Source organism: Streptomyces pratensis (genome assembly GCF_016804005.1).
Classification (GTDB): Bacteria; Actinomycetota; Actinomycetes; order Streptomycetales; family Streptomycetaceae; genus Streptomyces; species Streptomyces pratensis_A.
The window spans coordinates 140,763-159,138 of sequence record NZ_CP051486.1 but is presented as its reverse complement, the minus strand read 5'-3'; the positions used below and the strand labels follow the sequence as shown (position 1 = coordinate 159,138).

Annotated in this window: 21 protein-coding genes and 1 tRNA gene; 18 read left to right on the top strand and 4 right to left on the bottom strand. The window is 71.0% G+C overall.

Annotated features, from left to right (window positions below; genetic code table 11):
* Positions 1-14: 14 nt before the first annotated feature.
* On the top strand, positions 15-1,133 hold the full coding sequence (locus HED23_RS00755; RefSeq protein ID WP_203181531.1) for a cobalt-precorrin-5B (C(1))-methyltransferase: 1,119 nt from the start codon (positions 15-17) through the stop codon (positions 1,131-1,133).
* A 30-nt stretch (positions 1,134-1,163) separates the two neighbouring features.
* Here HED23_RS00755 and cobM read toward each other — a convergent pair whose 3' ends face one another.
* Positions 1,164-1,913 carry a precorrin-4 C(11)-methyltransferase gene (cobM, locus tag HED23_RS00750; protein WP_203181530.1) on the bottom strand — a complete coding sequence of 250 codons (750 nt, stop codon included), beginning with the start codon at positions 1,911-1,913 and terminating at the stop codon, positions 1,164-1,166.
* Entirely contained in the window at positions 1,910-3,199 is a 1,290-nt protein-coding gene (cbiE, locus tag HED23_RS00745; RefSeq protein ID WP_203181529.1) for a precorrin-6y C5,15-methyltransferase (decarboxylating) subunit CbiE, read from the bottom strand. Before cbiE ends, cobM begins: the two co-directional genes overlap by 4 nt.
* Positions 3,200-3,382: 183 nt before the next feature.
* On the opposite strand from cbiE, the gene HED23_RS00740 reads away from it, so the two are divergent.
* The 6 genes from HED23_RS00740 to HED23_RS00715 all read left to right on the top strand — a co-directional run bounded on the left by HED23_RS00740 (position 3,383) and on the right by HED23_RS00715 (position 8,840).
* A complete protein-coding gene (locus HED23_RS00740) occupies positions 3,383-3,808 on the top strand; it encodes a YciI family protein (RefSeq protein WP_203181528.1) in 426 nt (141 codons plus the stop codon).
* Positions 3,809-3,835: 27 nt separating this feature from the next.
* Positions 3,836-5,089 carry an RNA polymerase sigma factor gene (locus HED23_RS00735; protein WP_203181527.1) on the top strand — a complete coding sequence of 418 codons (1,254 nt, stop codon included), beginning with the start codon at positions 3,836-3,838 and terminating at the stop codon, positions 5,087-5,089.
* 64 nt (positions 5,090-5,153) lie between these two features.
* Positions 5,154-5,765, top strand: a complete 612-nt coding sequence (locus tag HED23_RS00730) for an HhH-GPD-type base excision DNA repair protein (RefSeq protein ID WP_203181526.1) — start codon at positions 5,154-5,156, stop codon at positions 5,763-5,765.
* Between the two features lie 223 nt (positions 5,766-5,988).
* Entirely contained in the window at positions 5,989-7,560 is a 1,572-nt protein-coding gene (locus HED23_RS00725) for a M20/M25/M40 family metallo-hydrolase (RefSeq protein ID WP_238441798.1), read from the top strand.
* A 245-nt stretch (positions 7,561-7,805) separates the two neighbouring features.
* Positions 7,806-8,102, top strand: a complete 297-nt coding sequence (locus tag HED23_RS00720; protein ID WP_003955420.1) for a type II toxin-antitoxin system VapB family antitoxin — start codon at positions 7,806-7,808, stop codon at positions 8,100-8,102.
* Between the two features lie 141 nt (positions 8,103-8,243).
* A complete protein-coding gene (locus tag HED23_RS00715) occupies positions 8,244-8,840 on the top strand; it encodes a LytR C-terminal domain-containing protein (RefSeq protein ID WP_203187300.1) in 597 nt (198 codons plus the stop codon).
* Positions 8,841-8,902: 62 nt separating this feature from the next.
* Here the strand turns inward: HED23_RS00715 and upp are convergent, their stop codons facing one another.
* Positions 8,903-9,538, bottom strand: coding sequence for a uracil phosphoribosyltransferase (gene upp / locus HED23_RS00710; protein WP_056793563.1), 636 nt, complete (start codon positions 9,536-9,538; stop codon positions 8,903-8,905).
* Between the two features lie 115 nt (positions 9,539-9,653).
* Between upp and HED23_RS00705 the strand changes: the two genes are divergently transcribed.
* The 10 genes from HED23_RS00705 to HED23_RS00660 all read left to right on the top strand — a co-directional run bounded on the left by HED23_RS00705 (position 9,654) and on the right by HED23_RS00660 (position 17,051).
* The gene (locus HED23_RS00705; RefSeq protein ID WP_033297020.1) at positions 9,654-9,890 is read left to right on the top strand and encodes a hypothetical protein; all 237 of its coding nucleotides are present in this window, start codon (positions 9,654-9,656) and stop codon (positions 9,888-9,890) included.
* Between the two features lie 216 nt (positions 9,891-10,106).
* Positions 10,107-10,679 (top strand): hypothetical protein, encoded by a 573-nt coding sequence (locus HED23_RS00700; RefSeq protein WP_203187299.1) that lies wholly within the window; start codon positions 10,107-10,109, stop codon positions 10,677-10,679.
* Positions 10,680-10,760: 81 nt separating this feature from the next.
* A complete protein-coding gene (gene tadA, locus HED23_RS00695) occupies positions 10,761-11,189 on the top strand; it encodes a tRNA adenosine(34) deaminase TadA (RefSeq protein WP_203187298.1) in 429 nt (142 codons plus the stop codon).
* Between the two features lie 79 nt (positions 11,190-11,268).
* A tRNA-Ser gene (locus HED23_RS00690) sits at positions 11,269-11,353 on the top strand.
* Between the two features lie 327 nt (positions 11,354-11,680).
* Positions 11,681-12,328: a TetR family transcriptional regulator gene (locus tag HED23_RS00685; RefSeq protein WP_203187297.1), complete on the top strand. Its 648-nt coding sequence runs from the start codon at positions 11,681-11,683 to the stop codon at positions 12,326-12,328.
* Between the two features lie 107 nt (positions 12,329-12,435).
* The gene (locus tag HED23_RS00680; protein WP_203187296.1) at positions 12,436-14,052 is read left to right on the top strand and encodes an MDR family MFS transporter; all 1,617 of its coding nucleotides are present in this window, start codon (positions 12,436-12,438) and stop codon (positions 14,050-14,052) included.
* A gap of 385 nt (positions 14,053-14,437) precedes the next feature.
* Positions 14,438-14,602 (top strand): hypothetical protein, encoded by a 165-nt coding sequence (locus HED23_RS00675; protein ID WP_014155101.1) that lies wholly within the window; start codon positions 14,438-14,440, stop codon positions 14,600-14,602.
* 10 nt (positions 14,603-14,612) lie between these two features.
* Positions 14,613-14,906 carry a Dabb family protein gene (locus HED23_RS00670; protein WP_203181524.1) on the top strand — a complete coding sequence of 98 codons (294 nt, stop codon included), beginning with the start codon at positions 14,613-14,615 and terminating at the stop codon, positions 14,904-14,906.
* 186 nt (positions 14,907-15,092) lie between these two features.
* On the top strand, positions 15,093-15,950 hold the full coding sequence (locus HED23_RS00665; protein ID WP_203181523.1) for an RNA polymerase sigma factor SigF: 858 nt from the start codon (positions 15,093-15,095) through the stop codon (positions 15,948-15,950).
* Positions 15,951-16,184: 234 nt separating this feature from the next.
* Positions 16,185-17,051, top strand: coding sequence for an RNA polymerase sigma factor SigF (locus HED23_RS00660; protein WP_073750853.1), 867 nt, complete (start codon positions 16,185-16,187; stop codon positions 17,049-17,051).
* Between the two features lie 242 nt (positions 17,052-17,293).
* Here the strand turns inward: HED23_RS00660 and HED23_RS00655 are convergent, their stop codons facing one another.
* Positions 17,294-17,512 (bottom strand): hypothetical protein, encoded by a 219-nt coding sequence (locus HED23_RS00655; RefSeq protein WP_203181522.1) that lies wholly within the window; start codon positions 17,510-17,512, stop codon positions 17,294-17,296.
* 337 nt (positions 17,513-17,849) lie between these two features.
* On the opposite strand from HED23_RS00655, the gene HED23_RS00650 reads away from it, so the two are divergent.
* On the top strand, positions 17,850-18,362 hold the full coding sequence (locus tag HED23_RS00650) for a MarR family winged helix-turn-helix transcriptional regulator (protein ID WP_203181521.1): 513 nt from the start codon (positions 17,850-17,852) through the stop codon (positions 18,360-18,362).
* The last annotated feature ends 14 nt before the right edge of the window (positions 18,363-18,376 follow it).

The following is an 18,376-nucleotide window of genomic DNA, read 5'->3' as shown; positions in this document are numbered from 1 at the left end:
GGATCGGTCCATCCATGAGCAGTGAGGCGCAGGGCGGGCGCACCGCCCAACTCAAGCACACCGGTCTGCGGCCGGGATGGACGACCGGCGCCTGCGCGACGGCGGCGACCACCGCCGCGTACACAGCCCTGCTGACCGGGGACTTTCCCGATCCGGTGACCATCACCCTGCCCAGGGGCCAGACCCCTGCCTTCGCGCTCGCGGTGGAGGAGCTCGCCGACGGGACGGCCACCGCAGGCGTGGTCAAGGACGCGGGTGACGACCCCGACGTCACCCACGGCGCTCTGGTGCGGTCCACCGTACGGCTGCTGCCGGCCGGGTCCGGCGTGGTGTTCAGAGCAGGGCCCGGCGTGGGGACGGTGACCCTCCCCGGGCTGCCGCTCGACGTCGGGGAGCCCGCGATCAACCCCGTCCCACGTCAGATGATGCGCGATCATGTCGCGCGGGTGGCGGCGGAGCACGGCGGCACCGGCGACGTCGAGATCACGGTCTCCGTGGACGGCGGCGAGGAGATCGCACGTTTCACGTGGAACATCCGCCTGGGCATCCTGGGCGGCATCTCGATCCTGGGCACCACAGGCATCGTGGTCCCGTACTCGTGCTCGGCCTGGATCGACTCGATCCGCCGCGGAGTGGACGTGGCCCTGGCCGCCGGGCACCGGCATGTCGCGGGATGCACGGGCTCGACCTCGGAGAAGACGGTGGTGGCCGAGTACGGCCTGCCGGAGATCGCTCTGCTGGACATGGGTGACTTCGCGGGCGCGGTGCTGAAATACGTACGCCGTCATCCGGTGGAGCGGCTGACCGTCTGCGGCGGCTTCGCCAAGCTGTCCAAGCTGGCCGCCGGCCACCTGGACCTGCACTCGGGACGCTCCCAGGTCGACAAGCCGTTCCTGGCGCGGCTGGCACGGCAGGGCGGCGCGAGCGAGGCACTGGCGGCCGAGATCGAGGCCGCCAACACAGGCCTCGCCGCGCTGCAGCTGTGCACAGCGGCCGGGGTGCCGCTGGGTGACCTCGTCGCGGTGGCCGCCCGGGACCAGGCGCTGTCGGTCCTGCGAGGAGCGCCCGTCGCGGTGGACGTCATCTGCATCGACCGCGCCGGGGCCGTCGTGGGGCGCAGCGAGCTGCGGTGAGCGAAGGCGGGACGGCAGCCGTCCCGCCCGTCAGCAGGTGTGGCGGTCCCGCTCCGGGGAGTACAGGTGGCTGTCGCGGAACTGCTCCGCGCCGAGGGTACGGCCGACCATGATCACCGCTGTACGGATCACCCCCGCCGTCTTCACCTGCTCCGCGATGGAGTCCAGCGTGCCGCGCAGGATGATCTCGTCCGGGCGGGAGGCCATGGCGACCACAGCGGTGGGGCAGTCCGCCCCGTAGTGCGGCAGCAGCTCGTCGACCACCCGGTCCACGTACCGCGCCGCGAGGTGCAGCACGATCAGCGCACCGCTGCGGCCCAGCGTGGCCAGGTCCTCGCCCTCCGGCATCGCCGTGGCCCGCTGGGCGATCCTGGTGAGGATCACTGTCTGGCCGACCGTGGGCACCGTCAGCTCCCGCTTGAGCGCTGCCGCCGCCGCGGCGAACGCGGGCACCCCGGGCACCACCTCGTAGGGCACGCCCGCCTCGTCGAGCCGCCGCATCTGCTCGTTCACCGCGCTGAAGACCGACGGGTCCCCGGAGTGCAGCCGCGCGACGTCATGGCCCGCCTCGTGGGCGCGCACCAGCTCGGCGGTGATCTGGTCGATGTCGAGGAGGGCCGTGTCCACGAGCCGGGCGTCCGGCGGGCATTCGGCGAGCAGTTCGCGCGGCACCAGGCTGCCCGCGTACAGGCAGACCGGGCTGGCGGCGAGGACACGGGCGCCACGCACCGTGATCAGGTCGGCGGCGCCGGGACCCGCGCCGATGAAGTACACGGTCATCTGTCGTCTCCTGGAGCGTGCGGGGGTTCTGGAGCGTGTGAGGGCTTCTGTACGGACCACTGCGTGACGGGCATCGCCTGACGCCAGCCGGTGAAACCGCCGACGGGCACGGCGTGCGCCACCGCGAGGCGGACCAGGTCGCCACCGTGCCGCCGGTACCACTCGGTGAGCAGCGCCTCCGACTCCAGCGTGACCGTGTTGGCCACCAGCCGGCCGCCCGGGGGCAGCGCGTCCCAGCAGGCGGCGAGCAGCCCCGGCGCGGTCAGCCCTCCGCCGATGAACACGGCGTCGGGCACGGGCAGCCCGGCCAGGGCGTCCGGCGCGCGTCCGGTGACGACGCGCAGCCCGGGGACGCCGAGCCGGTCCGCGTTGCGGGCGATGCGGCCCGCCCGCACCGGATCGCGTTCCACGGTGACGGCGCGGCAGGTCGAGTGGGTCCGCATCCACTCCGCGGCGATCGAACCGGAGCCCCCGCCGATGTCCCACAGGAGCTCACCGGGGGCGGGCGCGAGAACGCCGAGCGTGGCCGCCCGGACATGGCGCTTGGTGAGCTGCCCGTCGTGCTCGTACGCCTCGTCCGGCAGGCCGGGCACGGCTCCGAGACGCAAGGCCTCCGGGGCGATCCGGCAGTCCACCGCGATGACGTTGAGCGGGTCCCCCGGGGGGTGCTGCCAGGTCTCGGCGAGGCCGTCCAGGCAGTCCTCGGCCGTGCCGCCGAGCTGTTCGAGCACCCGCATCCGGCTGGGCCCGAAGCCGGACTCACGCAGCAGGGCGGCCACGGCGGCGGGTGTGGCGGCGTCCGCGGAGAGCACCAGCAGCCGGCGCCCGTCGTGCAACGCTCCGGCCAGCCTCGCCGTGGGGCGGCCCACGAGGGTGACGGTCTCGGTGTCCTCCACGGGCCAGCCGAGCCGGGCGCAGGCGTACGACACCGAGGACGGGTGCGGCAGGACCCGCAGCGCACCGGCGCCGAGCTCCTCGGTGAGGGCGCGGCCGATGCCGTAGAACATGGGGTCGCCGCTGGCCAGGACTGCGGTCCTGCTCCCCGCGTGCCCGCTGAGCAGACCGCGCACGGCGGGCCGCAGGGGTGAGGGCCAGGAGACCCGCCGGCCCGCGCACTCCGGCGGGAGCAGCCTGAGCTGACGCTCACCGCCGATCAGGACCTCCGCGTCCCGGAGCACCGCTCGCGAGGTCTCCGGCAGACCGGACCAGCCGTCGGCTCCGATCCCCACGACGCTCACGGCAGGCGCGGGCACCGGGACGGCGGACGGGGGTGATGCGGGGGACACAGCCGGCACCTCGGGGTTGGCGGGACGACGCAGCCGAACTCTACGGGGACCCCTTCCGGACCCGCGCGGCGGAGTGATTCCGAAGAGTTTTCCGCGTGGTGTCGAGAACCGGTCACGGGCTTCGACGTCCCCTGTGAGAGTTGCCCACGAGGGGCGACGACCGAGAAGCCGAGGAGCGGCACCATGAAGTACCTCGTGATGGTTCAGGGCTCGCAGGCCGACTACGAGGCCATGGGCGGCAAGCCGTCGGCCGGGAGCCCGGCCTGGAGTGAGAAGGACATGAAGGCGATGTTCGCCTTCATGGGAGCACTCAACAACGACCTGGCCGAGTCCGGCGAACTGGTCGACGGCCAGGGCCTGACCGAACCCGCCAGGACCCGCTCGGTGCTGCCGGGCGCGGACGGCCGGCCGGTGATCACGGACGGCCCCTACGGGGAGACCAAGGAGCAGCTCGCCGGGTACTGGGTGCTCGACTGCTCCGGCCTGGACAGGGTCACGGAGATCGCCGCCCGCATCCAGGAGTGTCCGCAGCCGGAGGGCACCCCCGTCTACCCCGTGCTGATCCGCCCGATCGACGACGGCGGTGAGCAGCCGGACGCTCCTCAGTAGGACGTCCGCGCTCTCGGGAAGGGCCGTGTGAACGACAGGCCGACCGGCATCGAGGACCTGCTGCGCCATCACGCGCCGCAGGTCCTCGGCGCGCTCGTACGCCGCTACGGCCACTTCGACACGGCGGAGGACGCGGTACAGGAGGCGATGCTCGCCGCCTACCGGCAGTGGCCGGCCGAAGGGCTGCCCGACAACCCCCGGGGCTGGCTCATCAGGACCGCGTCCAGACGGCTGACCGACCAGCTGCGCAACGACTCCGCACGGCAGCGGCGCGAGGAGAAGGCCGCCGCGCTCACACCGCGCGACGCCTTCACGGCCCCGCCTCCCGGGGAGAGCCGGGCACCCTCGGCCGACGACACCCTCACCCTGCTCTTCCTCTGCTGCCATCCGGAGCTGTCCGCCGCCGCCCAGATCGCTCTGACGCTGCGCGCGGTCGGCGGCCTGACCACGGCCGAGATCGCCCGCGCCCATCTGGTGCCCGAGGCGACGATGGCGCAGAGGATCAGCCGGGCCAAGCAGAAGGTGCGGGGTGTGCCCTTCCGGCAACCGGGCCCCGCCGACCGCGACAGCCGCCTCGCCGCAGTACTCCAGGTGCTCTACCTGATCTTCAACGAGGGATACACGGCGACGTCCGGCAGTGCCCTGCACCGCGCCGACCTGGCCCGGGAGGCGATCCGGCTGACCCGTGCGGTGCGCGGGCTGCTGCCCCGGGACGGGCGGGTGACCGGACTGCTGGCCCTGATGCTGCTCACCGAGGCCCGCAGCGCCGCCCGCAGCGGACCGCACGGCGAGCTGGTCCCGCTGGACGAGCAGGACCGCACCCGTTGGGACAGGGCAGCCATCGACGAGGGCACGGCCCTGGTCGAGGAGGCCCTGTCCCAAGGGCCTGCCGGGGCCTACCAGCTTCAGGCGGCGGTCGCGGCGCTGCACGACGAGGCGGTCCGCGCCGAGGACACCGACTGGCCCCAGATCCTCGCCCTGTACGACCTCCTCGTGCACCGCACCCCCGACCCGATGGCGGAGCTGAGCCGGGCCGTGGCCCTCGCCATGGTGCAGGGCCCCCGGGCCGGGCTGGCGGCCGTGACGGCCCTGGAGGACCGGCTGGCCGGCCACCACCGGCTGGATGCCGTACGGGCCCATCTGCTGGAGAGGGCCGAGGACCCTGAGGCGGCGCGCGCCGCCTATCGGCGGGCGGCGGAACACACGCTCAGCGCACCCGAGGCCCGCTATCTGCGGATGCGGGCGGCTCGGCTGGAGCCGCCCGCCGGGAGCACCGGGTAGGAACGGCGCCGCACGGCGTCCCACCGAGTCGCCGAACCCGGTCTCTCTCGCGATCATCGGAAGCATGACCAAGAGCGACAACGGCAAGGCCCGCACCGTGCGGATCGCCCAGGAGCCCGACGCGGACGAACTGCTGGGCCGCAGTCCGCTGGCAGCCCTCGTCGGCATGCTGCTCGACCAGCAGGTACCGATGGAATGGGCGTTCACCGGCCCGCTCACGCTGGCCCGGCGCATGGGCTCGGACGATCTGGACGCCAGGACGATCGCCGCCCACGACCCGGACGCCTTCACCGCGCTGTTCACCGAGAAGCCCGCCCTGCACCGGTATCCGGGCTCCATGGCCAAGCGGGTGCAGCAGCTCTGCCAGTACCTGGTGACGGAGTACGACGGGCGGGCGGAAGCCGTCTGGGCGGACGCCGGCACCGGGGCCGAACTGCTGAAACGGCTCAACGCACTGCCCGGGTTCGGCACGCAGAAGGCGCAGATCTTCCTGGCCCTGCTGGGCAAGCAGTTCGACGTACGACCGACGGGCTGGCGGGAGGCGGCAGGGGCGTACGGCGAGGAGGGCTCGCACCGCTCGGTGGCCGACATCACCGGGCCCGACTCACTCTCCGAGGTGCGGGCGTACAAGCAGCAGGCGAAGGCTGCGGCCAAGGCGGCGGGCCGGTCCGCATGACCGCGAACGGCCACACGCCCACGCGGAACGGGCCGGTCCACATGACCGCGAACGGCCACACGCCCCCGCACGGGACCGGCCTGTCCACATGGTGAGGGAACGACCGCGCGCCCCTGCCCGGGACGGGCCGGTCCAAGAGACCTCGCCCGGCCAGGGACCGCCTCACCTGTTACGGCCGACCGGTCGGCCCCCCTCCGCACCAGTTCACCCCGGAAGGACTCCAGTGCACGCAACTCGTCGCAGAGCAGTGGCCGTTGTCGTGGCCGTCACCGCCCTGTCCACACCGCTCCTGCTCGCCGTGGCCCCGGACCGCGGAAACACGTCGCAGGACCACGGAAGCACGTCGCAGAACCCGGCCGGGGACGCCGCCGAGCTCTCACGGCAACTGGTCGACCGTTCGTCCGCCGAGGCCGCCCACCGGCACCTGGAGCGGTTCCAGGCCATAGCCGGCTCCGCGGACGGCCACCGCGCGGCCGGTTCGGCAGGCCATGACGCCTCGGCCGCCTACGTCCACCGGCTGCTCCGGAAGGCCGGTTACCAGGTCGGCTACCAGGCGTTCGACTTCGTCTACACCGAGCCCCTGGCCGAGAAGCTCTCCGTGCTCTCCCCCACGCCCCGTGACGTGTCGATCAGCGCGATGACGTACACCGCCTCCACCGAGGAGGGCGGGGTCAGAGCGGCCCTCGTCGCCGTCCCCGTCGACGGCACCACCGGCTGCGAGGCGTCCGACTACTCCTCGGCCGGCTTCACCGGCAAGATCGCCCTGATCAAGCGGGGCGGCTGCTCCTTCGCGGAGAAGCAGGCCGCCGCCTCGGTGGCGGGAGCGGCAGGCGCGGTGGTCTACAACAACACTCCAGGTGCCCTCTCCGGCACCCTGGGCGGAGCCGAGGCGGGAAAGATCCCCACCGGCGGGATCACCCAGGACGAGGGGGAGAAGCTCGTCGCGGATCTGGCGGAGGGCGAGGTGGAGGTCAACCTCGAGATCCGTGAGTTCCGGGAGGAGCGCACCACCCGCAACGTCGTCGCCGAGACGCGTGGCGGCGACGAGGCACGGACGGTCATGCTCGGCGCCCACCTCGACTCCGTCACCGACGGCCCCGGCATCAACGACAACGCGTCCGGGTCGGCCGGACTCCTCGAAGTCGCCCTGCGGCTGGCCGAGTCCGGACCGGAACCCGCCAACAAGGTGCGGTTCGCCTGGTGGTCGGCCGAGGAGAACGGCCTCCTGGGCTCCGAGGCGTACGTCGCGAAGCTCAGCGAGGCCCGGCGCGAACAGATCGCGCTCTACCTCAACTTCGACATGATCGCCTCGCCGAACGGCGCCCAGTTCGTCTTCGACGGCGACGACTCCGACGGTGTGGGCGAGGGGCCGGGCCCCGAGGGGTCCGCCCAACTGGAGCACGACATCAACGCGTTCCTGGACAGCAAGGACAAACCGCACACCGGCGCGGACTTCACCGGACGCTCCGACTACGGACCCTTCATCGAGGCCGGCATCCCTTCCGGCGGCACGGACACGGGCGCCGAAGGCGTCAAGACGGCCGCACAGGCCGAGACGTTCGGCGGCACGGCCGGCCTCGCGTACGACCCCTGCTACCACGCGGCCTGCGACGACCTGGACAACGTCGGCATGGGCCACTTCGACACGAACATCGACGTGATCGCCCACGCGGTGGGCACCTACGCCCACGACCTGGGCTCGCTGACCCGCCCGGCCCCCGCCGCGTCCGCCACCGGCGAGCCCCGCAACGGCGGCGGCCTGCGCAAGGGCCACGCGCACGGCGTCACCGAGTGACGCGCGACATCCGGCGCCGCTCCGCGGGCGGGCACTCCCCCGCGGAGCGGCACACCGCGGCGCCACGGTGCCGCCACCCTGCGGCTGCCGCACCGCCACCGTCCGGCCACAGGGCACGCGCACGAACATGCCTCTCAAACATGACAGACCGTGCGATGCATTGAGCCGATTCGCACCCTTCCGTCCGCCATCCCGGTCCTGTTCCCTGGCTGCGCCCGGGGGCTCTTGCCCGGTAGGCTTTCCGTGTGATCTTCAAGCGCATCGGAAATGGGCGGCCATATCCCGACCACGGCCGGGAAAGCACCCGACAGTGGGCGGATGTCGCGCCGCGCCCGGTCCGCCTCGACCAGCTGGTGACCACCAAGGGCCAGCTGGACCTCGAGACCCTGCTCGCCGAGGACTCCACGTTCTACGGCGACCTGTTCGCCCATGTCGTCAAGTGGCAGGGCGACCTCTACCTCGAGGACGGGCTGCACCGCGCAGTGCGCGCCGCCCTGCAACAGCGCCAGGTGCTGCACGCCCGGGTGCTCGAACTGGGCTGAGCCCGCCACTCCCACCCGTGGAGCATTTCGGGCCTTTCGGGTGCTTTTATGCACGTACGGGTGCCATAGGTTGATCGTTTAGTACGCATCTTCACCAGGCAGCACTACGCTGCGCCCATGAGCATGCTGACCCCTCCCGGCATGGGCGGAAAGTACCGCATCACGGGTAACACGTACCCCCGCATGCGCCGCCCCCGTCATCGCCGCAAGCTGGCCCTTTCGGCCGCAGCCGCCGTGGTGGCCCTCGGCCTGGCCGGCTGGGGCACGCTTCAGCTCATCGACGTCTTCACCGGCGGCAACAAACAGGCCAACGCGGCCGCCCTCCCGAAGGCCTGCCCCTCCCCGAGCGCCTCCACGCCCGCCAAGGTGCTCCCGAAGCCGGCCGCCATCAAGGTCAACATCTACAACGCGACACCCCGCAGCGGGCTGGCCAAGGCCGCCGCCGCAGAGCTCGAGAAGCGTGGCTTCGTCATCGGCAAGGTGGACAACGCCCCGGCCGCGTACGACAAGAAGGTGGCCGGCACCGGAATCCTCCTCGGTGGTCCGACCGCCATGAACGGCTCGTTCCCGGTGCTCGCCACACAGCTGCCGGGGGCCGCGCAGAAGACGGACACCCGCAGGACCGCGGACGTCGATCTGATCATCGGTACGAAATTCAAGGCGTTCAGCACCCCCGCCGCGGCGGGCGCGGCCCTCACGGCCCTGACGAAGCCGTCCCCGGCGCCGTCCACCTGCTGAGGCGGCGGACCGGCCCGGGCGAGCCGGGCCGGTACCGGCCGGAGCGGCCGGGGCCGCCGGGATCAGTCGACGGTGCCGTACATCCGGTCACCGGCGTCGCCGAGCCCGGGCACGATGTAGCCGTTCTCGTTGAGCCGCTCGTCGACCGAGGCCGTGACCACCGTCACCGGCGTGCCGGCCAGCTCACGCTCCATCACCTCGACGCCCTCGGGCGCCGCGAGCAGCACGACCGCGGTGACGTCGTCCGCACCGCGCTTGATCAGCTCCCGGATGGCCGCGACGAGCGTGCCACCCGTGGCCAGCATGGGGTCCAGGACATAGACCTGACGGCCGGAGAGGTCCTCGGGCATCCGTGTGGCGTAGGTCTCCGCCTGGAGGGTCTCCTCGTTGCGGATCATGCCCAGGAAGCCGACCTCGGCGGTCGGGAGCAGCCGCACCATGCCGTCCAGCATGCCGAGACCGGCGCGCAGGATCGGCACGACCAGGGGGCGCGGATACGACAGCTTCACACCCGTCGTGGGCGTCACCGGGGTCTCGATGTCGACCTGCTCGGTCCGCACATCCCTGGTTGCCTCGTACGCGAGGAGGGTGACCAGCTCGTCGGCGAGCCGCCGGAAGGTAGGGGAGTCGGTGCGCTTGTCGCGCAGCGTGGTGAGTTTGTGCGCCACCAGCGGGTGGTCGACGACGTGGATCCGCATGCCGTCAACAGTAACCGGGCCCCGGAGGGGCTTCCCGCCGGTCCGCACTGGCATCAAGCACCTGTTCGGGGGGAAGGTGGGGACATACGTACCCAGGCTTGGGGTGGTGTGTCGATTGCCCGACGGGGAGCAGCGGAATCAGCGGCAGGCCGGACGCGACGCGCGCGACCTGCCCGACGCGCGGGAGAGCGTGCCGGACGCGCAGGAGAGTGACGCGGCGCGCCGGAGGCGCCGGGCGCAGTTCCTCCGTGAGCTCCACGAGGCGAAGCAGTTGCGCGACCGCGTCCAGCCGCGCCGGGCCCGCGCGGCCCGTATGCGCCAACAGATGCGGATGCGTACGTTCCGCTGGTGAGGGCGGCTCCCTGACCAGCCGGACCGGCTCCGGAGGGGACGCGTGAGCACCCCGGCGGACACGCAGTCGGGTAACTGATGGCCGACGCAACGGTCGAAGAGGTCTCGCTTCGCGCTCGTTTCTGCCACGATGCCGATTGGGCGGGGCCCAGAGCAGCCGGATGACCGTCTGCCCTCCCGTCGGACCGATTCGCCTATGACCAATGGGAGAGTCACGGTGTACTTCGCCGCACTGCTCGCGCGCACCGAAGACGGGTGGGAAGCGAGCGATACAGAGCTCGACGATGTGGAAACCCTGTCCGATCTGACGGATCTGGCCCGTGAGGCCTCGGTGGACGAGGACACGGTCCTCGTCTACATCGAGCAGGAGGACGCCTGGTTCGGCGTCATCCGGGTGGACGGTGAGGAGGACCCCCGTATCTACGTCTCGGACGCGTCCGCCGCCGCCCGCTCCTCGTACGGGGAGATCCTGCTCACCGATGAACTGCTCGGCCGGGAACCGGGGGCCGAGGACGAGATCGCCGCACTCGAGGAGCTCGTCGACCTCGACGGCACGGAGGACGGTGAAACGGAAGAACTCCGGTCCGATGCCGACAGCGTCGCCGCCGCTGTCACCGAATCCGACCTGGACGACGACTCCGACGCCGTACCGGCGGGGCCGTTGGGCGATCTCGGGGTCCTCGCCGACCTGGGGCTCTCCGAGAAGGATCTGCTGACCCTGCGCACCGACGCGCTGGTCGAGATCGCGGACGCGCTGGGGGCGGCCGAGGTCCTGGAGGCCGTCCGTTAGGGTCCGCGGGTGAACGCAGCACCGCCCACACCCCCCTCACCGCCTCTCCCCGATCCCGTACGGGACCCGTGGCAGTCACCCATGCGCCAAGCCCTGGACGAGGCCGCGCAGGCGGCGTCGGCCGGCGATGTGCCGGTCGGTGCCGTCGTCCTCGGTCCGGACGGCGTCCTGCTCGCCACCGGCCACAACGAGCGCGAGGCGACCCACGACCCGACGGCGCACGCCGAGGTGCTGGCCCTTCGCCGTGCCGCCGCCGTCCTCGGCTCCTGGCGGCTGACCGGCTGCACGCTGGTCGTCACCCTGGAGCCCTGCACGATGTGCGCGGGCGCACTCGTCCAGTCGCGGATCGGACGGGTGGTCTACGGGGCGCGGGACGAGAAGGCCGGCGCCGCCGGCTCGCTCTGGGACGTCGTACGCGACCGGAGGCTCAACCACCGGCCCGAGGTGATCCACGGCGTTCTGGAGAGCCTCTGCGCGGACCAGTTGACGGCGTTCTTCCGGGAGCGCTGAGGCCGCCCTGCGCACGTTCCGGTCCCTCGCCGGGAAACGGATTTCTGACCAGGGCCCGGCATGGTCTAAGCTCTCTCTCGGTAGCGTGTCCGAGCGGCCGAAGGAGCTCGCCTCGAAAGCGAGTGTGGGGAAACTCACCGAGGGTTCAAATCCCTCCGCTACCGCAGCGAGATGAAGGGACCGACCCGCACGGGTCGGTCCCTTCACTGCGTTCCGCCCCCGTCGACCCGCGCGGGAGCCCTGGCGGTGCCGATGTCGTCGTCGCGGCGGGCGGCCTCGCTCAGGACCGAGGCGGCACGACACCCCGGCCCTGATGCCCCTTCGGGCGCCGGGCCGGGAGATGACGCGGGCACCCGTGATCGCCGCCTGCGAGGACCGGGCGGAGGCCGTCGCGGACCCGCGAGGAGCCGTCCTCCTTCTCCGCGTTCCCCCACTTTCGGGCCCGGGAACCACCGGTAAATAATTTTGCAGGATGTGCATCTTTGCCTACTATGCACGATGTGGCGAAGACGACTACCTCAGGACCCGGGCTGCGGGAGCGCAAGAAGCAGGCCACCCGCAGGGCCATCGCTGAGGCAGCGGTGCGGCTCGCCGCCGAGCACGGCGTCGAGAACGTCACCGTCGAGGCCATCAGCGAGGCCGCCGGCGTCTCTCCCAGAACGTTCTTCAACTACTTCCCCAGCCACGACGACGCGTTCGTCCTGGTCGACGACGAGGTGGGCGAGCGGATCAGGGAGTCCGTGCGCCGCGCCCCAGCCGACCGGCCGCCGTTGGAGGTCGTACGCGACGCCCTCGTCGCCGAGCTCGACGGATTCGAGGGCCGGAAGGAGTTCTGGGCGCTCCAGTCCAAGGTGCTCCAGCGGTCCCCGCACCTCATCCACCGCGGCCTCAAGGCGCACGTGGCGGAGGAACGGGCCCTCGCCGTCGCCGTCACCGACTGGCTGGACGCCACCCGGCCCGGCACGGAAGGCCCGTCCGGCGCGGGAACCTTCCCACGACTCCTGGCCGCCGTCGCCCAGACCGCCCTGCGGGTCGCCGTCGAGCACTGGTGCGACCACCCCGGCGAGACCGGACTCGCGGAGGTCTTCCAGGACGTCTTCGCCCAACTGGCGCAAGGCCTCCCCAGGCCGCAGGCGTAGCGCCCGCCGCCGGTGACCGTTCCGCACACCTCCGACCCTGTTCTGCCCCAGTACCGAAGAAGGACACCGTGACCGCAACCGAGGCGCCCGAGCAGGCGCCCACCTCCATGTCGAACAAGCAGATACTCCAAGCGATGTCCGGCCTCATGGCGGGCATGTTCGTCGCCATCCTCGCGGGAACGGTCGTCGCCAACGCCCTGCCGCGGATCATCGCCGACCTCGGCGCGAGCCAGTCCTCGTACACGTGGGTCGTGACGTCCGAGCTGCTCGCCATGACGGCGACCGTGCCGCTGTGGGGCAAGCTCGCCGACCTGTTCAACCAGAAGCTGCTGCTCCAGCTCTCGCTCGGTCTGTTCGTGGTCGGTTCCCTGGTGGCCGGCTTCTCCCAGGACGTCGTGACCCTGATCGTCAGCCGCGTCATCCAGGGCATCGGTGCGGGTGGCCTGACGGCGCTGGCCCAGATCGTGATGGCCGCCATCATCCCGCCGCGCCGGCTCGGCAAGTACGCGGGCATCTTCGGTGCGGTCTTCGCCGTGGGCACGGTCGCCGGCCCGCTGATCGGCGGTGTCCTCGTCGACACCTCGTGGCTCGGCTGGCGCTGGTGCTTCTTCATCGGTGTGCCGTTCGCACTGGCCGGGATCGTGCTGCTCCAGCGCACCCTGAAGCTGCCGACCGTCCGCCGCGAGGTCAAGATCGACTGGACGGGCGCCTTCCTCATCGTGGCGGGCGTCTCCGCGCTGCTGATCTGGACCTCCCTCGCGGGCAACAGCTTCGACTGGGCGTCCTGGCAGACGGCCGCACTGGTGGCCACCGGTGTGGTGCTCCTGGTGGCGGCGGTCTACGTCGAGTCCAAGGCCGCGGAGCCGGTCATCCCGCTCGACATCTTCCGCAACCGGACGGTGTCGCTCACGACTCTGGCGAGCTTCTTCGTCGGTATCGCGATGTTCGCCGGGACCGTGTTCCTGTCCCAGTACTTCCAGATCTCGCTGGGCAAGTCCCCGACGGTCGCGGGGCTCATGAGCCTCCCGCTGATCGGTGGACTGCTCGTCTCCTCGACCATCGCCGGGCAGATCATCTCCGCGACCGGCAAGTGGAAGATCTACCTCGTCTCGGGCGCCGTCGTCATGACGGCCGGCCTCGGCCTGCTCGCGACCATCGACGCCGACACGCACTTCGGCCTGCTGAGCCTCTACATGGCGCTCATGGGTATCGGCGTCGGCATGCTGATGCAGAACCTCGTGCTGGCCGCGCAGAACGACGTGCCCGCGCACGAACTGGGCGCCGCGACCTCCGTGCTGTCCTTCTTCCGCAGCCTCGGCGGCACCATCGGCACCAGTGTGCTCGGTGCGATCCTCGCCAACAGGGTGGCCAGCGAGATGGCCAAGGGCCTCTCGGAGAACGGCATCCCGGTGGCAGGCGGCGGTCACGGCAGCGCCGTGCCCGACATGACGAAGCTGCCCGAGCCGATGAAGAACATCGTCGAACACGCATACGGCGTCGCGACCGGCGACCTCTTCCTCATCGCCACCCCGTTCGCCTTCCTCGGTCTCCTCGCGGTGCTCTTCATCAAGGAGAAGCCCCTCAAGACGACGAGCGGCATGGAACGCCTCGCCGCCGAGGACGCCGCCGTGGTCACCGCGGCCGCCGTCCCGGCCCCCCGGAATGGCGCGGAGTCCGATGCCCGGGGCGCCGCCTCCGGCGCGGCCGGCCTGCGGAAGGACTGACCCGTACGGACGAATGACACGAAGGGCCCGGCGCAGCGCGCCGGGCCCTTCGTGTACGTCAGGTCGGGGGGAGCGGCATCGGGGGGACAAGCCGCTCCCCCCGGTGAGAACGGGGACCGTAGGCCCTCGCCGCGGTCGGGGGAAGTCACGCGGTGGGGACCTCGTGGAGGTCCCGTTCCTCGGCCCGCGCATTCCTGCGGATACGGCGGGCCCGCTGCCCATCCTCCCCCCTGCCGTAAGCCGCGCGTGCCGACAAAGGGCCCGAATCGACGGGTCCTTCGACCCTAAAAGCGGCATCAGTGATCGGAAACGGCCAGCGGTCACGGCCATTCGTGCGGCTAGAATCACCCGACTGCACAGATGATCGAAGGGGAGGGGCGGGGCCGTGGTGCAAGCAAGGAAGATCGCGCTCTACATGATTGTGGTCTTCGTGCTGTACACGATCATCACCTCGCCCGAGCGGAGCGCCGACCTCGTCCAAATAGGGTTCGAGGGTGTTTCGAGCGCCGCGCAGGGCGTCGGAGACTTCATGTCCGAGCTCGTGAAGTAGGAGAACCACCATGATCCGCCACCTGGTCCTGTTCAAGCTGAACGACGGCGTCGAGCGGGACGATCCGCGGGTCGTCGCGGGCGCGGAGGCCTTCCGGGAGCTGGGCGGGAAGATCCCCGAGCTCGAGTTCTGGGAGTGCGCCTGGAACATCACCGACCGCCCGATCGCGTACGACTTCGCCATCAACTCCGCGGTCGCCGACGAGGACGCGCTCAAGCGGTACGTCGAGCACCCCGAGCACCAGGCAGCGGCCGGCCAGTGGCGCGCGTTCGCCACTTGGGTGATCGCCGACTACCCCTTCTGACCCTTCAGGACGTCCGGTCCCGCCGGCCCCTCCCCCACAGGAGAGGGGCTTTTCGGCATGTTTAAACCAAAACACCCTCAACACGACTCCATGCGGTGCTTGCACACAGTGGACATGTCTTGTGATGCTATGACCGCTTTTGACGGATGAGTTGACCGTAGTTGACCGCAAAGGGGTGGCGACACCGTGCCGGCCAGTACAGCGCCTCAAGTCCCGCCCCAGACCGTCCAGACGGACGACATCCAGACCGAGACCCCCGACCCCACCACGCCCGCCAGGACCCGGGGCGCGGACACCAGGGCGCTGACCCAGGTGCTGTTCGGACGGCTCAAGGACCTCGATCCCGGCACCCCGGAGCACCACAGGGTGCGCACCGCGCTGATCGAGGCGAACCTGCCGCTCGTTCGGTACGCGGCGGCACGTTTCCGCAGCCGAAACGAGCCGATGGAGGACGTCGTCCAGGTCGGCACCATCGGTCTGATCAACGCCATCGACCGCTTCGACCCGGAGCGCGGCGTCCAGTTCCCCACGTTCGCCATGCCCACCGTGGTCGGCGAGATCAAGCGCTACTTCCGCGACAACGTGAGGACCGTGCACGTGCCGCGGCGGCTGCACGAGCTGTGGGTCCAGGTCACGGGCGCCACGGAGGACCTGACGACCGCCCACGGCCGCTCACCGACCACCGCGGAGATCGCCGAGCACCTGAAGATCTCCGAGGACGAGGTCCTCGCGTGCATCGAGGCGGGCCGCTCGTACCACGCGACCTCGCTGGAGGCGGCCCAGGAGGGTGACGGCCTCCCCGGGCTCCTGGACAGGCTCGGCTACGAGGACCCGGCGCTGGCCGGGGTCGAACACCGCGACCTGGTACGGCACCTGCTCGTCCAGCTGCCGGAGCGCGAGCAGCGGATCCTGCTGCTGCGCTACTACAACAACCTGACGCAGTCACAGATCAGCGCCGAACTGGGTGTCTCCCAGATGCACGTGTCAAGGCTTCTGGCCAGAAGTTTCGCCAGACTGCGATCCGCAAACAGGATCGAAGCGTAACCGGAACGGGTAGACCCCAGAGGAGCCGGATCCGGGGGCGCAAAAGCCTCACACCCCCTGTTTCCTGCGCAGTTTCGGCGCTAACTTGTCGACATGTCACTACAGCGTGTTGCCGACATGTGACATTCTGCTGGAACCGCGTTTGCCGCAGCCCCACCTCCGGTATTCAGGTGGAGGCTGCGTTCCTCCGATGGTCGTGGCCACCGCGACCGTCCGCGACCTCAAGGGGGTGGCATGTCCGCAGAACAGGGCAGCTCGAAGGTGCTCACGCTCACCAAGAGCGTGCCGGCACCCGCCGTGCTCACCAGCTCGCCGGAAGCCATCGACACCCGCACCCTGTCCCGCTCCCTGTTCCTGCGGCTCGCCGCGCTGGGTCCCGCCTCGGGCCCCGACGGAACGGACAGCCCTGAGCGGGCCTATGTGCGGGACACACTCATCGAGCTCAACCTCCCGCTGGTGCGGTACGCGGCGGCACGGTTCCGGAGCCGCAACGAACCCATGGAGGACATCGTCCAGGTCGGGACGATCGGCCTGATCAAGGCGATCGACCGCTTCGACTGCGAACGGGGCGTGGAATTCCCCACGTTCGCGATGCCGACAGTCGTGGGGGAGATCAAGCGCTTCTTCCGCGACACCTCGTGGTCGGTGCGGGTGCCACGCAGGCTCCAGGAGCTGCGGCTCGCCCTCACCAAGACCAGCGACGAGCTCGCGCAGAAGCTCGACCGCTCGCCGACGGTGCCGGAGCTGGCCAAGGCGCTCGGGGTGTCCGAGGAGGACGTGGTCGACGGCCTGGCCGTGGGCAACGCCTACACGGCCTCCTCCCTGGACTCACCGTCCCCCGAGGACGACGGCGGCGAGGGCTCGCTGGCGGACCGCCTGGGGTACGAGGACGCGGCGCTGGAAGGCGTGGAGTACCGCGAGTCCCTGAAGCCGCTCCTGGCCAAGCTCGCCCCGCGCGAGCGGCAGATCATCATGCTGCGCTTCTTCGCCAACATGACCCAGTCGCAGATCGGTGAGGAGGTCGGCATCTCGCAGATGCACGTCTCCCGGCTGCTGACCCGGACGCTCACCCAGCTGAGGGAAGGGCTCATCGCCGACTGACCCCTCGCGGGTCCGTACGGACGGCTCACAAGGCCGCCGGGGCACGGCGACCGCCGCCCGGCGGCCTCGCCGTGTCCGGCTCCCCCACACGCGTGGAGGCGCGGACGCAGAGGCTCCCGCGCCGACGGGCGGTGCGGGAGCGTTGCGTAAGGACGGCGTACGCGCTCAGGCGGACGCCCGGCAGACGCCGTACCCCGGAAGGGGCGGCGGGCCGGCCGTGTCGGGGACGGGGTACGGGCCGGTCAGCCGAGCGCGAGCCAGGCGACCGCGCCGAGGACGACGATGACCGCGACCACGGCCACGATCACCCCGGTCCTCGGGCCGGACGAGGTCGCGGCGGCGGGCTGCGGCCCGCGCTGCGGCTCGCCCTCGTCGACAAACGCGCGGAACATCTGCGTGCTGCCCGCCGGGTCGTGAGTGCCCTCGGGGCCCGGCTGCGGGGCGTGGGGGTTGTGTGCCATGGCCCAGGACACTAGCGAACGCAGGCGTTACGCCCAACCCCCGGGTCCACGGGGGCCGATGCCCTCCCGCCGCGCACACGCCCTCTTCACCCGTCCGCCGGAGCACTCCGCGCCGCCTCCACGCGCCTCCCGCGGGTGCCGCCCTCGGGCCCCGGCCTGTGGCGAGGAACACATCCGGCGCCCCCCGTCGCCGTGCGCTGCACGCTTGACCGGGCCCCTACGGAGGCTTTTGCGTTCCTTTACTTCTGCAAGCCTCATTTCGTTTGCCTGCGGCAACCAACTGCTTCTATCGTTGCCCTAAGCAACAAGATGACCTCGCGAGACGCCTGGAGGGTCAGTGGCAGCACGGAGCCAGTACGAAGAACTGGCCCGGCAGCTCAGCGCCGTCGGGGCCGTCAAACGGGGCCTCGCCCGCATCCTGCCCGCCGAGTGTCCCGGTGGCTCGGCCACCGTGCTGACGCTGCTGGCCAAGTACGGCGAGATGCGGACCACCCGGCTCGCCGAACTCCTGGCCGTCAACATGTCGGTGACCAGCCGTCATGTGACTCACGCGGTGGAGAACGGCTGGATCGAACGGTTCCCGGACCCGGCGGACAAGCGGTCCCGCATCCTGCGGCTGACCCCCGCGGGCGACGAACTGCTCGACGAGCTGTCCCGGCGGACCACCGAAATGTTCGCCCACAACCTCATCGACTGGTCCGACGAAGAAGTCGGTCAGCTCAACACGTTGCTGTCCCGGCTGCGCGACAGCTTCTCCTGCCGCGGCTCCGGAGGGTGCACCCCCGGAAGGCACAGCGGCGACTGCCGCGCCGGGCACTCCGACGTTGCACACACCCGTACACCCGTGTAACAGAAGCAAAGACA